Source organism: Sporosarcina ureilytica (assembly GCF_001753205.1).
Lineage (GTDB): Bacteria > Bacillota > Bacilli > Bacillales_A > Planococcaceae > Sporosarcina > Sporosarcina ureilytica.
This window is the reverse complement of the sequence record NZ_CP017560.1, coordinates 2,289,006-2,302,795: the sequence shown is the minus strand read 5'-3', so window position 1 is coordinate 2,302,795 and position 13,790 is coordinate 2,289,006. Positions and strand designations below refer to the sequence as shown.

Annotated in this window: 16 protein-coding genes; all 16 read left to right on the top strand. The window is 39.7% G+C overall.

Annotation, left to right across the window (positions count from 1 at the left end; translation table 11 throughout):
• Positions 1-35: 35 nt before the first annotated feature.
• Positions 36-1,322: a PepSY1/2 domain-containing protein gene (locus tag BI350_RS11400; protein ID WP_075528225.1), complete on the top strand. Its 1,287-nt coding sequence runs from the start codon at positions 36-38 to the stop codon at positions 1,320-1,322.
• Between the two features lie 122 nt (positions 1,323-1,444).
• On the top strand, positions 1,445-2,083 hold the full coding sequence (locus BI350_RS11395; RefSeq protein WP_075528224.1) for a flagellar brake protein: 639 nt from the start codon (positions 1,445-1,447) through the stop codon (positions 2,081-2,083).
• An 80-nt stretch (positions 2,084-2,163) separates the two neighbouring features.
• The gene (gene cmk, locus BI350_RS11390; RefSeq protein WP_075528223.1) at positions 2,164-2,841 is read left to right on the top strand and encodes a (d)CMP kinase; all 678 of its coding nucleotides are present in this window, start codon (positions 2,164-2,166) and stop codon (positions 2,839-2,841) included.
• Positions 2,838-3,419, top strand: a complete 582-nt coding sequence (locus BI350_RS11385) for a lysophospholipid acyltransferase family protein (protein WP_075528222.1) — start codon at positions 2,838-2,840, stop codon at positions 3,417-3,419. The genes cmk and BI350_RS11385 overlap by 4 nt, the downstream gene beginning before the upstream one ends.
• A gap of 80 nt (positions 3,420-3,499) precedes the next feature.
• Positions 3,500-4,642 (top strand): 30S ribosomal protein S1, encoded by a 1,143-nt coding sequence (gene rpsA / locus BI350_RS11380; RefSeq protein ID WP_075528221.1) that lies wholly within the window; start codon positions 3,500-3,502, stop codon positions 4,640-4,642.
• Positions 4,643-4,753: 111 nt separating this feature from the next.
• Positions 4,754-6,064, top strand: a complete 1,311-nt coding sequence (gene der / locus BI350_RS11375) for a ribosome biogenesis GTPase Der (protein ID WP_075528220.1) — start codon at positions 4,754-4,756, stop codon at positions 6,062-6,064.
• 26 nt (positions 6,065-6,090) lie between these two features.
• Positions 6,091-7,122, top strand: coding sequence for an NAD(P)H-dependent glycerol-3-phosphate dehydrogenase (locus tag BI350_RS11370; RefSeq protein WP_075528219.1), 1,032 nt, complete (start codon positions 6,091-6,093; stop codon positions 7,120-7,122).
• 18 nt (positions 7,123-7,140) lie between these two features.
• Positions 7,141-7,344, top strand: coding sequence for a DUF2768 domain-containing protein (locus BI350_RS11365; protein WP_075528218.1), 204 nt, complete (start codon positions 7,141-7,143; stop codon positions 7,342-7,344).
• Positions 7,344-8,060 carry a hypothetical protein gene (locus BI350_RS11360; RefSeq protein ID WP_075528217.1) on the top strand — a complete coding sequence of 239 codons (717 nt, stop codon included), beginning with the start codon at positions 7,344-7,346 and terminating at the stop codon, positions 8,058-8,060. The genes BI350_RS11365 and BI350_RS11360 overlap by 1 nt, the downstream gene beginning before the upstream one ends.
• 75 nt (positions 8,061-8,135) lie before the next feature.
• Positions 8,136-9,614 carry a stage IV sporulation protein A gene (gene spoIVA / locus BI350_RS11355; protein ID WP_075528216.1) on the top strand — a complete coding sequence of 493 codons (1,479 nt, stop codon included), beginning with the start codon at positions 8,136-8,138 and terminating at the stop codon, positions 9,612-9,614.
• A gap of 331 nt (positions 9,615-9,945) precedes the next feature.
• The gene (locus tag BI350_RS11350; protein WP_075528215.1) at positions 9,946-10,218 is read left to right on the top strand and encodes an HU family DNA-binding protein; all 273 of its coding nucleotides are present in this window, start codon (positions 9,946-9,948) and stop codon (positions 10,216-10,218) included.
• 167 nt (positions 10,219-10,385) lie between these two features.
• The gene (folE, locus tag BI350_RS11345; protein WP_075528214.1) at positions 10,386-10,952 is read left to right on the top strand and encodes a GTP cyclohydrolase I FolE; all 567 of its coding nucleotides are present in this window, start codon (positions 10,386-10,388) and stop codon (positions 10,950-10,952) included.
• Between the two features lie 94 nt (positions 10,953-11,046).
• Positions 11,047-11,268 carry a trp RNA-binding attenuation protein MtrB gene (gene mtrB / locus BI350_RS11340; protein ID WP_075528213.1) on the top strand — a complete coding sequence of 74 codons (222 nt, stop codon included), beginning with the start codon at positions 11,047-11,049 and terminating at the stop codon, positions 11,266-11,268.
• A gap of 52 nt (positions 11,269-11,320) precedes the next feature.
• Complete coding sequence (locus tag BI350_RS11335; protein WP_075528212.1) at positions 11,321-12,058, top strand: heptaprenyl diphosphate synthase component 1; 738 nt, start codon at positions 11,321-11,323, stop codon at positions 12,056-12,058.
• Between the two features lie 18 nt (positions 12,059-12,076).
• Positions 12,077-12,772 carry a demethylmenaquinone methyltransferase gene (locus BI350_RS11330; RefSeq protein ID WP_075528211.1) on the top strand — a complete coding sequence of 232 codons (696 nt, stop codon included), beginning with the start codon at positions 12,077-12,079 and terminating at the stop codon, positions 12,770-12,772.
• A 26-nt stretch (positions 12,773-12,798) separates the two neighbouring features.
• Entirely contained in the window at positions 12,799-13,773 is a 975-nt protein-coding gene (locus tag BI350_RS11325; RefSeq protein ID WP_075528210.1) for a polyprenyl synthetase family protein, read from the top strand.
• The last annotated feature ends 17 nt before the right edge of the window (positions 13,774-13,790 follow it).

Here is a 13,790-nt window from a genome sequence, read left to right as displayed (position 1 = left end):
CCGAAATCACCATTCGGCAATACTTTTGCTCAATTATGAAAAAAATCATATTCGTATTAGTGTATGCAATTGCGGCACTATCCATATTTGCCTATGAGAAAAATGTAGAAAATGAACAGTTAAGTTACTTACTGAGCGGCCAATATGCCAAGAAAATGACAGAGGCATCTCAAAAGTTAGAAGAATTAGATACAGCGGTGAAGAAAACTTTATTATTTAATGAGAGTGAAGGCTTTGATGATGCAAGAAAAGATATATGGAGGCTTTCTTCAGATGTAAAAAATGCAGTTGGATCGTTACCGCTCGATAGAGGTTTCTCCAATTCATGGATGAATTATTTAGGGAGACTTGGAAATTATGCAAAGGAATCCGAACGAGTAAACGATAAAGAAGAATACCATAAAGTGATGTCGCAGGCTTCTGTTAACTTGCGTGAAATGGCAGACGAGTGGCAATTAGCAACGGCCAATTTAATTAGAGGCGATGTGTCAGTTGAAAGTTGGTCAAATCAACTAGACTCTATCGATTCAGAGCACGACTGGGATGGTATGAGGGAAACGGTTAAACAGTATACTGAAAGTGATTTTCCACTAACGACAAGTGAGTCGGATTCATTAAAGAAAAAAGAATTACAAGCATTAACTGATAAAAAAGTTACGCGTGAAGAGGCAATCGAGCAATTTAAATTCTTGTTTCCGGAGGTTTCAAATTCTTCGATTGTCGTAGAAAATAGTAAACCTGGTGCACCATACCCTTTCTATCACATTCGATTTGCTGAGGATAGTTCAATCGGTTATATTGATATCACTGAAAAAGGCGGTCATGTCTTATCATTTTTATCAGAGAGACCATTCGGAAATGAAGTACAGTCCTACGAGTTTATTGAAGGGAAAGCAGAGCAGTTTTTGTCTAGTTCAGGGTACGGGGATACTGTTTTAGAAGAAGCGAGAGAAAATCATACATCTTGGCATTTTGTGTTTGTTCGAGTTGAGCCTGAATATGACGCGAAGGTGTTCTCGGATGTGATTCATCTAAAAGTTGCGAAAGATACAGGTGGAATTATCGGGCTTAATGCGATGGAGTATATTCAAAAAGAAAACTTAAAGCCACAAGAAATTGTGAAACTAAATTGGAATGAGTTTTTCCGTTCGAATGTTATGGTAGTTAAAGAAGAACTTGCTTACGTTGAAAACGACCGATTAGACCAACGTTTAGCTTATTATTTAACAGTCACAATGGAAGTGGATGACCAAATTGACACGTATGTCGTCGTTGTCGACACGGAAACCGCTGAAGTGATTAAAACTGAAAAACAGCCTTAATTTTTTGCATGTCGTACAGACGCCTTTAAATGTGTGAGGTCCTTCGATATACGTGACCGCTTATTGCATTTCTCCCAAGTCATGAGATAATAGATGCATGACTAAAGGCGGGGGTACGTCATATGAAATTGCAGATAGGGACAGTAGTCATCATTGAAAAGAAATTTTCGGATGATAACAGCAAGTATAGAAGTAAAATCATTGACTTAGGAGACGACTTCGTCATGATTGATTATCCAACGCATCTTGAGACAGGGAGAACCGTTTTTTTTATGGATGGAACGGAACTCGTTATTAATTTTACGGATGCGGAAGACATGTCGTATGCTTTTAATACAGAGGTAATTGGCCGACAGATTGATGGTGTACCGATGTTAAAATTAGTTTACGAAGGCGACGAAGGACTTATTAAAATACAGCGACGTGAGTTCGTCAGAGTTAAGGTGGCGATAGATGTTGCTGTAGAAATAGATGATAGTATTGTGCAACTCGTTACAGAAGATATTAGCGCTGGTGGTATCGCAATTAATATTAAAAATACAAGTTTATTACAAAAGGATGCAGTAGTGTCTTTACTAATTGTCCTGCCTTTTGCCAAGCGTGAAACTAAATACGTTCGTGCTAGGGGTAGGGTGATTAGAATTTGGGAAGATGAACGAAAAGAAATTGCGTCTTTGGAGTTTATAGAAATTTCAACAGTAGACCGACAACAAATCGTACAATTTTGTTTTGAACGTCAATTACAAATGAAAAATAAATAAGGGGAAAAGTCTCTTGAATGGGGACTTTTCTCTTTTGTTTATGATACACTATTGTCGAATTGTTGTGGGAGGTAAATACCATGTTAACTAGATTGAAAATCGCAATTGATGGGCCAGCTGCAGCTGGTAAAAGTACCATTGCGAAAATAACTGCTGAAAAATTAGGCTATACGTATATTGATACGGGTGCGATGTATCGCGCATTGACGTATAAAGCGTTAAAGGGAAGCATAGATATTAATGACGGAGAGGCACTTGGTGAATTACTTGAACAGACAGAGATTTTGCTCGTTCCGTCAGAAAATGGGCAAGCGGTAAAATTAGATGGTGTTGATGTGTCGGATGCGATCCGAACTGCAGAAGTCACTGCTGCGGTTTCTCAAGTTTCCGCACATAATCAAGTGAGAGAGTTAATGGTAGAAAAACAACGGAACCTGGGGAGTCATTCAGGCGTTGTGATGGATGGAAGAGATATTGGAACGCACGTGTTGCCCAACGCGGAATTAAAGGTGTTTATGACGGCATCGGTTGAAGAAAGAGCCCTTCGTCGATATGAAGAAAATAAAAGGCGGGGTATTGTCTCTTCCCTTGAGGAACTTCAAGAAGAAATCAGAAAACGAGACGAAGCTGATTCAAATCGTGAAGTATCACCTTTAAAACAAGCAGACGATGCGGTTCTTCTTGATACGACTTCAATGACGATTGAAGAAGTGGCAAAAGAAATTAGCCGATTAGCCAAAGAGAGGTTAGCGAAATGAATTTATATCCACTAGGTAAAGCGCTATGTAGTGCGATTTTTTATCCGTTCTATCGGATAAAAGTAATAGGGAAAGAGAATTTTCCTAAAGATGGCGGCGTTTTACTATGTACAAATCATATCGATAATCTTGATCCGCCAGTAGTAGGGATTACTTGTCCGAGAGCGGTTCATTTTATGGCAAAAGAAGAGCTGTTTGAATTACCTATCCTGAAAAGTGTATTACCGAACGTGAAGGCTTTTCCAGTTAAAAGAGGCATGAGTGACAGACAAGCAATGCGGACAGCGTTAACGCTCCTAAAAGATGGAAAAGTAGTCGGGTTATTTCCTGAAGGTACTCGAAGTAAAGACGGTCAACTACAAAAAGGTCTCGCGGGAGCTGGTTTCTTCGCGCTTCGCGGGAATGCTGTTGTGATGCCTTGTGCAATTATTGGACCTTATAAACCTTTAAAACAATTAAAGGTAGTGTATGGTAAGCCACTTGATATGGCCCCATATCGCGAACGAAAAGCTTCACCTGAAGAAGTTACGGCAGTTATTATGGCAGAAATCCAAAAGTTAATTGAGACAAATAAATGAGGGAATAAGTACAAAATTTTGTTTTTATTAAGTAATTCGCCTATTATAGAAATAGGAGTTTTTATGGAGGAGGACTACATATGTCAGAGGATATCAATATTGAAATGCAAAAAGAGTTTAACGAAGGTGACCGTGTAACGGGAAAAGTTGTTAAAATCGAAGATAAATCTGTAACGGTCGAGATTCCAGGTGCACCGTTTGATGGTGTGATTCCAATTAGTGAAATTTCAAGTTTGCATATCGAAAAAGCTTCGGATGTTGTTTCTGAAGGGGCAGAGCTTGAGCTAGCAATCATTAAAATTGAAGAAGCGAATTATGTGCTTTCAAAACGTCGAATAGACGCAGATAATGCATGGGATTCATTGGAAGAAAAATTTAATAACAATGAAATTATTGAAACTGAAGTAAAAGACGTTGTCAAAGGTGGTCTTGTTGTCGATTTAGGTGTACGTGGATTCATTCCGGCTTCACTCGTAGAAGACTTTTTCGTCGAATCGTTCGATGAATACAAAGGCCGTCAAATGAAATTTAAAATTATTGAAATGGATAAAGAGAAAAATCGTTTGATTTTATCTCACCGTGCTGTTATTCAAGAGGAAAAGGCAGCGAAGAAAAACGAAGTATTAGCCAATTTAAAAGAAGGTCAAGTTTTAGAAGGAACCGTTCAACGTCTAGCATCGTTCGGTGCATTTGTTGATATCGGCGGTGTAGACGGCCTTGTGCATATCTCACAATTATCACATGCACACGTTGAAAAAGTATCAGATGTACTCTCTGAAGGCGAAACGGTATCAGTGAAAGTCCTTTCCGTTGACCGGGACGCAGCGCGTATTTCTTTATCCATTAAAGAAACATTGCCTGGGCCTTGGGAAGGGATTGAAGAAAAAGCACCAAAAGGTTCTATCTTGGAAGGAACTGTTAGACGATTAGTTTCTTATGGTGCGTTCGTTGAAGTTTTCCCTGGAGTCGAAGGTCTTGTGCATATATCCCGTATTTCACATGAACATATCGGAACTCCGAATGAGGTGTTAACGGAGGGACAGAAAATTGAAGTGAAAGTTCTCGATGTCAATCCAAACGAGGAACGTTTATCGCTAAGTATTAAAGACTTGGTGGAAAAAGAAGATCATACATCTTACGAAGATTATGAGATGCCTGAAGAATCCCAAGGTTTCTCAATTAGTGATGTCATTGGAGACCAATTAAAGAAGCTTTCAGAGTAAATTTGAATGAGATGAATTTGTGAAATTCATACGGTGATGGTGCTCTTTTAGGGCATCATCATCTTTTTTTGTGTATACTAACAGAAGATAATCTGGAAGGATGTTTTAAGTATGACAAAACCAACTGTCGCCATCGTTGGGCGACCAAACGTCGGTAAATCCACGATTTTTAATCGAATTGTGGGAGAAAGAATTTCAATCGTTGAAGATGTTTCAGGTGTAACGCGAGATCGAATTTATAGCTCTGCAGATTGGCTTACACATGATTTCAATATTATTGACACAGGTGGGATTGAAATTGGTGATGAACCGTTTCTAGAGCAAATTCGCCTCCAGGCAGAAATTGCGATTGAAGAAGCAGATGTCATCATTTTCTTAGTGAATGGGCGCGAAAGCGTAACAGATGCAGATGAGCATGTAGCGAAAATATTATACCGGTCAAATAAACCGGTGATTTTAGCTGTCAATAAAATTGACAACCCTGAAATGAGAGAAATGATTTATGATTTCTATTCATTAGGATTTGGAGATCCATATCCAATTTCAGGATCACACGGGCTTGGACTAGGTGATTTATTAGATGCAGTTGCAAATGAGTTTCCGAATGAGGAAAGTGAGCCGGATGAAGCAGATGTCATTCGCTTTTCATTAATCGGAAGGCCGAATGTCGGAAAATCATCACTCGTAAACGCACTTCTAGGAGAAGAGCGCGTGATCGTAAGTGATGTAGCAGGAACGACGCGAGACGCAATTGACACGCCTTATGTGTATGAGGGTCAAAAATATAAAATTATTGATACAGCCGGTATGCGGAAAAAAGGAAAAGTATACGAAACGACTGAAAAATATAGCGTCTTACGGGCATTGAAGGCCATTGACCGCTCAGATGTCGTATTAATTGTTATAAACGGCGAAGAAGGGATTCGCGAGCAAGATAAGCGGATTGCAGGCTATGCTGAGGAAGCCGGAAAAGGCGTCATGTTCGTGGTGAATAAATGGGATGCCATCGAAAAAGATAACCATACGATGAATAATTTTACGGCAAAAATTCGAGATAACTTTATGTTCCTTGATTATGCGCCGATTTCCTTTGTATCTGCGAAAACAAAGCAACGTGTCAACGGACTTTTTGACAGCATTAAATTAATTAGTGAAAATCATGCGAAGCGGATTCAATCTAGCGTGTTAAATGAAGTCATTGAAGATGCGGTTGCTAGAAATCCTACGCCGACAGATAAAGGGAAAAGGTTACGCATTTACTATGCAACACAAGTAGCGGTAAAACCACCGACATTTATTATTTTTGTTAATGAACCGGAGATGATGCATTTTTCATATGAACGTTTCTTACAAAATCGATTACGTGAAGCGTTCGGATTTGAAGGGACGCCAATTCGACTTATTACAAGAGCAAGGACGTAATACGCTATACAGGAAGGATGAATTGCATGAAGAAAGTAACCGTGCTTGGCGCGGGGAGTTGGGGAACAGCACTCGCTTTTGTGCTGGCGGAAAATGGGCATGACTGTTTGCTCTGGGCAAGACGCTCAGAGCAAGTTGAGGAGATTAATGAACGTCACACAAATCATGTCTACTTACCAAATACAACTTTACCTGAGAATCTAAAAGCCACCGCTAATCTTGAAGAAGCTGTTACACATGGCGATGTCATTGTGATCGCGGTCCCAACGAAAGCAATCCGACCGATTTGTCAAAAGATAAACGCGGCCATTTCAGAGGAGAAGTTATTTGTACACGTATCGAAAGGCATTGAGCCTGATTCGCATAAGCGAATTTCTGAAATGATTCGTGAAGAGATTGCTTCGTCAAATAGAAAGGATATCGTCGTTCTTTCCGGGCCAAGCCATGCGGAGGAAGTTGTAGAAAGACATCCAACCACGGTAACGGCTGCTTCTCAGAATGTAGAGGCAGCTAAGGAAATACAAGATTTATTTATGAATCATTATTTCCGTGTCTATACACATACAGATGTAATTGGTGTGGAAATTGGCGCTGCTTTAAAAAATGTCATCGCACTAGCGGCGGGAATTACCGATGGACTCGGGTATGGAGATAACGCCAAGGCGGCACTCATTACGCGTGGTCTAGCGGAAATATCAAGATTAGGCGTGAAAATGGGCGCAAATCCGCTTACATTTGCTGGTCTGACAGGTCTAGGTGATTTAATTGTGACGTGTACAAGCGTGCATTCTCGCAACTGGAAGGCTGGGAATATGCTTGGTAAAGGAAAAAGCTTGGAAGAAGTTACAGCAGGGATGGGCATGGTCATAGAAGGTGTGCGAACGACGAAAGCAGCCTATCAATTGGCGGAAAAATATGATGTAACGATGCCGTTAACAGAAGCATTATATTCTGTTTTGTTTGATGCTGTACCACCTAAAAAAGCGGTGGACCAGTTAATGAGTAGAATGAAAAAACAAGAAGTCGATGATTTGTTTGGTAACATGCATTTCAATTAATAGAGGGGTAGATGGTTCATGTCACCACTTGATAAGATGTGGTTATCTTTTTATGCTATGGGTTTTATGTTCGTTTCAATGGGCCTTATTTATTTCAGTAGACATAAATTGAAAAATAGATTATTGAAATTTATATTCGCATTTGTTGCATATGCATTATTATTATTTTGTTTTCTCGCTATGATTTATCTCGTATTTAGCGGACCATCAGGAGGAGCATAATGAGGGTGTCATTAAAGAAAATAGCAGGTGTGTTTTTCTTCTCAGCCATCCTGTTATTAACAGGATGTATGTATCCCGGGGAAGAAGAAGGTCAAGGGAAGATTCCGTATCCTGAACACGTTGAATCGATTCAACGAGCCGTAGATGCGTATCAAAAAGAATCCGGCGGCTTATTGCCAATTAAAACGAAAGACGCGGAAACCGATAAATATATTAAATATCCAATTGAATTCTCTAAAATTGTACCGAATTATACAGAGAAAATACCTTCGAGTGCCTATGAAAAAGGTGGTATTTTTCAATATGTATTAATGGATGTCGAAGAAAATCCAACTGTAAAAGTTGTTGATTTACGTGCGGCAGAAATTATTCGAGATTTAAATTTACGTAAGAGTATGAATGGTCAAGTCCCTTTTAAAGATAAAATAGGGGACAACGTCTATGAAATTGACTTTGAAACATTAGGATTTAAAAGTCCGTTAACGCTTGGAAGTCCTTATTCCGATGCGCATTTACCAGTTGTTGTTGGTGGCGATGGAAATTTTTACATTGATTATTCAATTGATTTAAATCGAATTTTATCGGAAGAAAATCCTGAAATTCGAGCAGGCGAGGATATTCGATTTCTTTTAGAGGAAGGCTCTGTTGTCGTGCCAGCCTATTCTTTGCCGTATACAGTAAATGAAAATAATGAACCTATTTTTATGGCGAAATAAAAAAACGTTTCATGCTTCTGCATGAAACGTTTTTCTATTACATAAAGTAATATGCGTAGAAAAGGAGGACGATGGATGAAAGAAGAACTATATGAAAATTTAGCGAGACGAACGGATGGAGATATTTACATCGGTGTCGTGGGCCCTGTCCGTGTTGGAAAGTCCACGTTCGTAAAAAGGGTCATGGAAGAAGTCGTAATTCCAAATATGACTGACGAGACGGACCAAATACGAGCACAAGACGAACTCCCGCAAAGTTCACCAGGACCGGTGATTATGACAGCCGAACCGAAATTTGTGCCAGCGCAAGGAACATCGGTTGCAGTTGGTGATGGGGAACTCCAATTTCAAATTCGGCTCGCTGATTGTGTTGGGTATGTCATTGACGGTGTTAAGGGTTACGAAGATGAGGATGGCCCGAAGTATGTTCACACTCCGTGGCATAACGAGCCGATTCCATTTGAAGAAGCTGCACGTATCGGAACAGATAAAGTCATTAGAGACCATTCGACAATCGGGATTCTTGTAACGACTGATGGTACAGTCAATAATATTCCACGCGCTGCTGCAGAAGTAGCTGAAGAGGAGATTGTAGAGAAATTAACAGATATCGGTAAACCGTTTGTTATCGTGCTAAATTCAAAGATGCCTGCACATGAAAAAACAGTAGCTTTAAAACAAGAGCTACATGAAAAGTATGCGGTACCAGTCATTGCGATTAGTGCCGACCAATTAAATGCTCAAGAAATTCAGCTCATTTTAAAAGAGGCATTATATGAATTCCCGATTTCTGAGATTGAACTTCAAAAGCCAGATTGGATGGATGTACTCGGAAGTGAGCATGAGTTAAACTCGTCAATTGATACAGTCATTAGCGAAGGTTTTTTAGAGGCATCGAAAATCCGCAAAGTACAAGAACTTGCGGAAAAATTGAAGCACGAAAAGTATGTACAACATGCTGAAGTTGTTGAAGTAGATGCTGGGCAAGGGAAGGCATCCATCAAAATAGAGATGGATGAGCAAGCTTTCCGTGAAGTGTGTGAAGGAATTATGGGGCAAGAAATTGGTACGAAAAAAGATTGGCTCTTATTTATTCAAGAAGCTTCTAAAGCGAAGAGTGCATACAATATGTATGCGGAAGCGATTGATAAGGCTAAAAGCGATGGTTACGGTGTTGCCTTACCAGTTATCTCAGACTTTAATCCAACCCCACCTGAACTTATTAAACAAAATGACTTTTTCGGTGTACGGATGAAGGCAACCGCGCCATCCATTCATATGATTCGTGTAGATATGGAAGCGGAGTTCTCACCGTTAATTGGTTCAGAATTTCACAGTCATCATTTATTAAAAGATTTAAAAGATGCGTATTTGCATGACCGGGAAGCGCTTTGGGAAACACAATTATTCGGTACGCCGTTACATGAAGTGATGAAAGAAAGCATTCGGTTTAAAACGGATGCAGTGCCACCACGCGCCAGAAAGCGTCTGCGCGAAACGATTGAGCAAATGGTGAATGATGGTAATAAAGGAATGATCACGTTTATCGTGTAGTCAGTCATTGTAAGCTGCATTCATAAAAATAAAAGGAGACCCGTAAACGATTTTAGTTTACGGGTTTTATTATACCCAAATAAAGCGTTTTTCAGTGGAAGTAAAGTCGAAATTCACGCCTTTATTCCAAGCTCCCAGCGCTTGTCAAGGCTACCCGGTGCCCTCCTCGTTTGTTTTGAATATTTGTGTAAATAAGGGCTTTTTACGGGTTTTTATGTGAAAATGGCATTTTTAGGTGAAAAGTGGATAGATATTGTTGCATGGCGCTTTTTGATGTGATACTCTTTCTACAGTATTGTTAAAGACTTCTCTTTGAGAGGGGGTGAATAGTATGAACAAATCAGAATTAATTAACGCTGTAGCTGAGTCTGCAGGTCTTTCTAAGAAGGATGCAACTGCGGCAGTTGAGGCAGTTTTCGAAACAATCCAAGATACTTTAGCAGGTGGTGATAAAGTACAAGTAATTGGTTTCGGAACGTTTGAAGTTCGTGAGCGTGCTGCACGTAAAGGACGTAACCCTCAAACAGGTAAAGAAATCGATATCGCTGCAAGTAAAGTTCCTGCTTTCAAAGCTGGAAAAGCACTTAAAGACGCAGTTAAATAATTGTTACGCTACATAGGAGCTTGTCTGTTGAGTCTTGGTAAAGGATTCAAGGACAAGTTCCTTTTATTTTTTGCGAAAATAAGTGAGTCCATGAACTGTACTGAGAAGGGCGAATATGCTACTATTTTCGAAGGAACATGTTTTGTTGATTGAGGAGGATTTGAAGAATGCACGAAGTTGATTATAAGAAAATGGAACAAGCTGTAACGATGATCCTAGAAGCGATTGGTGAAGACCCAAATCGTGAAGGGCTTCTTGACACACCGAAGCGAGTTGCTAAGATGTATGCGGAAGTTTTCGAAGGCTTGCATGAAGATCCGAGACAGTATTTTGAAACGGTATTTCATGAAAATCATGATGAAGTTGTTTTGGTGAAAGATATTCCCTTTCATTCGATGTGTGAACATCACTTAGTTCCATTTTTTGGGCATGCGCATATTGCCTATATTCCACGCGATGGGGTTGTCGCGGGATTAAGTAAATTGGCAAGAGCTGTGGAAACGACGGCAAGACGTCCGCAATTACAGGAACGCATTACATCGACTGTAGCCAATGCAATCATGGACATGTTAAATCCTGTCGGTGTCTATGTAGTCGTTGAAGCAGAGCATATGTGTATGACAATGCGAGGGATTCGAAAGCCTGGCGCAAAAACGATGACTACTGTTGCGAGGGGCATATATGAGCACGACGACATTAAAAGGTCTGAAATTTTATCACTTATTAAAATGTGATGATATAAGCATTGAAAGCGTCTTACCTCCTTTGCTTACCCTTCCTTTTTTATGCTATGATTAAGTACATAAGAAGATAGGAGACTTGGATGATATGTTACAATCAGATTACATCGTAATAAAGGCGAAAGAAGATGGTGTGAACGTTATCGGATTAACTCGAGGTGACGATACGAAGTTTCATCATACTGAAAAGCTAGATCATGGAGAAGTGATGGTTGCGCAATTTACTGAACATACTTCGGCCATGAAGATTCGCGGAGAAGCGGAAATACATACAGCAAATGGAATTATTACAAGCGAAGGTAAGAAATAAACGATAGACGGTAAAAATATGTCCTTGAATGTATTTGAATGGAGATTAACTGATGGGAAGACAAATAATGAACGTTCAAATTGAAAGTTTTATTGATGAATTTAACCGTATTGTTTACCATCCAATTTTAAATAGAGAGATTGGTAAACCAATACTAGATGAATCTACCTTGTTTTTTCTCCTTCTACCGAAATTAAATGGAGAAGAATGGACGTCATCTACAAATACTGCTGCCATCGCCGTAGGGGCCGTATACGCTGCGTTTGATGCGCATGACAAGGTTGATGTGGAAAATGTAACGTCCACGTCACAACAGCTGTCAGTCCTTTCTGGAGACTATTTAAGTGGTGTCTATTATCAGTTACTTGCATCGCTACCGAATTTCGAATTTATTCATGTATTGTCAAAAGCAATTGGTGAAATAAATGAAGTTAAAACAGAATTCCATACGAATTTAGAGATGAATACAAGTGATAGTTTAGATACAATCCGTAGCATTCAAGCTGAATGTGTGATTCAGTTTTTACATACGTTTGGATTTGCACAATATATTCCGCTAGCTGCCGCAGGACTTCCACTCATGTCGTTAGTGGCAGATAGAAACGGGGGTTCACAGGAATTGAAGAATACGTCTGTTCGGTGGACTTTACATAGTGATGATTCAACGGAAGCATTGAAAAAACTAAGAATGGAGATGGAAGCAGCCATTTCAGGCGCAAGCTTTCTGACCGCAGATTTAGTAGAGAAGACCCGAGAAATGACTATGCCCTTGCTTGGAAAGACGATTTGAAGAAATGAGGTCATTACCTTGACACTTTCAAAAGAACAAAAAGTTCATAAAGTATTCGAGAAAATTTCAGATGACTACGATAAAATGAATTCAGTCATTAGTTTTAATCAGCATAAAAAATGGCGTGATGATATTATGCGCCGTATGTCCGTAAAACAAGGTTCTGTTGCGCTTGATGTATGTTGTGGTACGGCCGACTGGACAATCGCACTTGCTCATGCAACAGGCCCTGAAGGTAGCGTGACAGGACTTGATTTTAGTGAAAAGATGTTAGAAGCCGGTAAGCCTAAAGTTGAGCAATATGACAACATTGAGCTGATTCATGGAAACGCGATGGAATTACCGTTTGCTGATAATACTTTTGATTATGTGACGATTGGTTTTGGTTTACGTAATGTTCCTGATTACGCAACAGTCTTAAGTGAGTTGCACCGTGTGTTGAAACCCGGTGGAATGGTCGCATGTTTAGACACCTCGCATCCTGAAATGCCGATTTACAGACAAATTTTTCGTTTTTATTTTAAAGTCATTATGCCTCTTCTTGGAAAAGTGTTTGCAAAAAGTTATCAAGAGTATTCTTGGTTGCAAGAGTCTGCTGATGATTTCCCAGGGATGAAAAAACTTGCACATATGTTTACAGAAGCCGGATTTCACGACGTTTACTATAAATCGTATAGCGGCGGTGCGGCTGCTGGGCATATTGGATTTAAATAATAAATCTTGTAGGGGAAGGGTTTCATTTGGAAAAGTTACAAGTTTTATCACTTTACGCAAACTTTCGTAAAGATCTTAATTATATAGAAAAGGAACTTGAATGTTCCGTTGATTCGGCTTCCCCGATTATTCGGCAAGCTTCACTTCACCTATTACGCGCAGGAGGGAAGCGAATCCGACCCATTTTTGTCCTGCTTGCTTCTGAATTCGGACAATTTTCTTTGGAGCGAGTGGCAAAGGTTGCGGTCGCCCTTGAACTTGTCCATATGGCTTCTCTCGTTCATGATGATGTCATCGATAATTCAGATATGAGAAGAGGGCGTCAGACAGTTAAAGCGAAATGGAATAACCGGATTGCGATGTATACCGGTGACTATATATTTGCACAAGCACTTGTTTCAATTGCGGATATTAAAAATCCAGCGGTTCACCAATTGCTTGCGAAAACGATGTTGGAAATTTGCGAAGGTGAAATTATTCAAATAGAACACCAACGTGTCGTCAACCAAACAATCCGAGATTATCTTCGTCGGATAAAACGTAAGACAGCTTTGCTACTATCTTCGAGTTGTGAATTAGGCGCCCTCGTAACGGGTGCAGAACCAGATGTGGTAAATAAGCTAAGTCGATTCGGCTATTACGCGGGCATGTCATTTCAAATAACGGATGATATTCTAGATCTCACTTCGACAGACAAAGAGCTCGGTAAGCCAGCTGGTAGTGATTTACTAAATGGTCATTTAACGTTGCCGATATTTTATTTGAAAGATCATCCTGAATTTCAACCTTATATGGCGCAAGCTTTCAGCGGCGAATTAACCGAACAATCGAGACAAGAAATGTTAGCGTATGTTCGCCAGTCCGGAGCAATTGAAAAAGCTGCTGCGGTAAGTGATTTATATTTAGAAAAAGCAAAGCATGAAATTCGTGCACTTCCAGAAGGAAAAGCGAAGGAATCATTTATTCAGATTGCTGAATTTATTGGTAAACGCAACTATTAATAACTAAATGCTTGAAA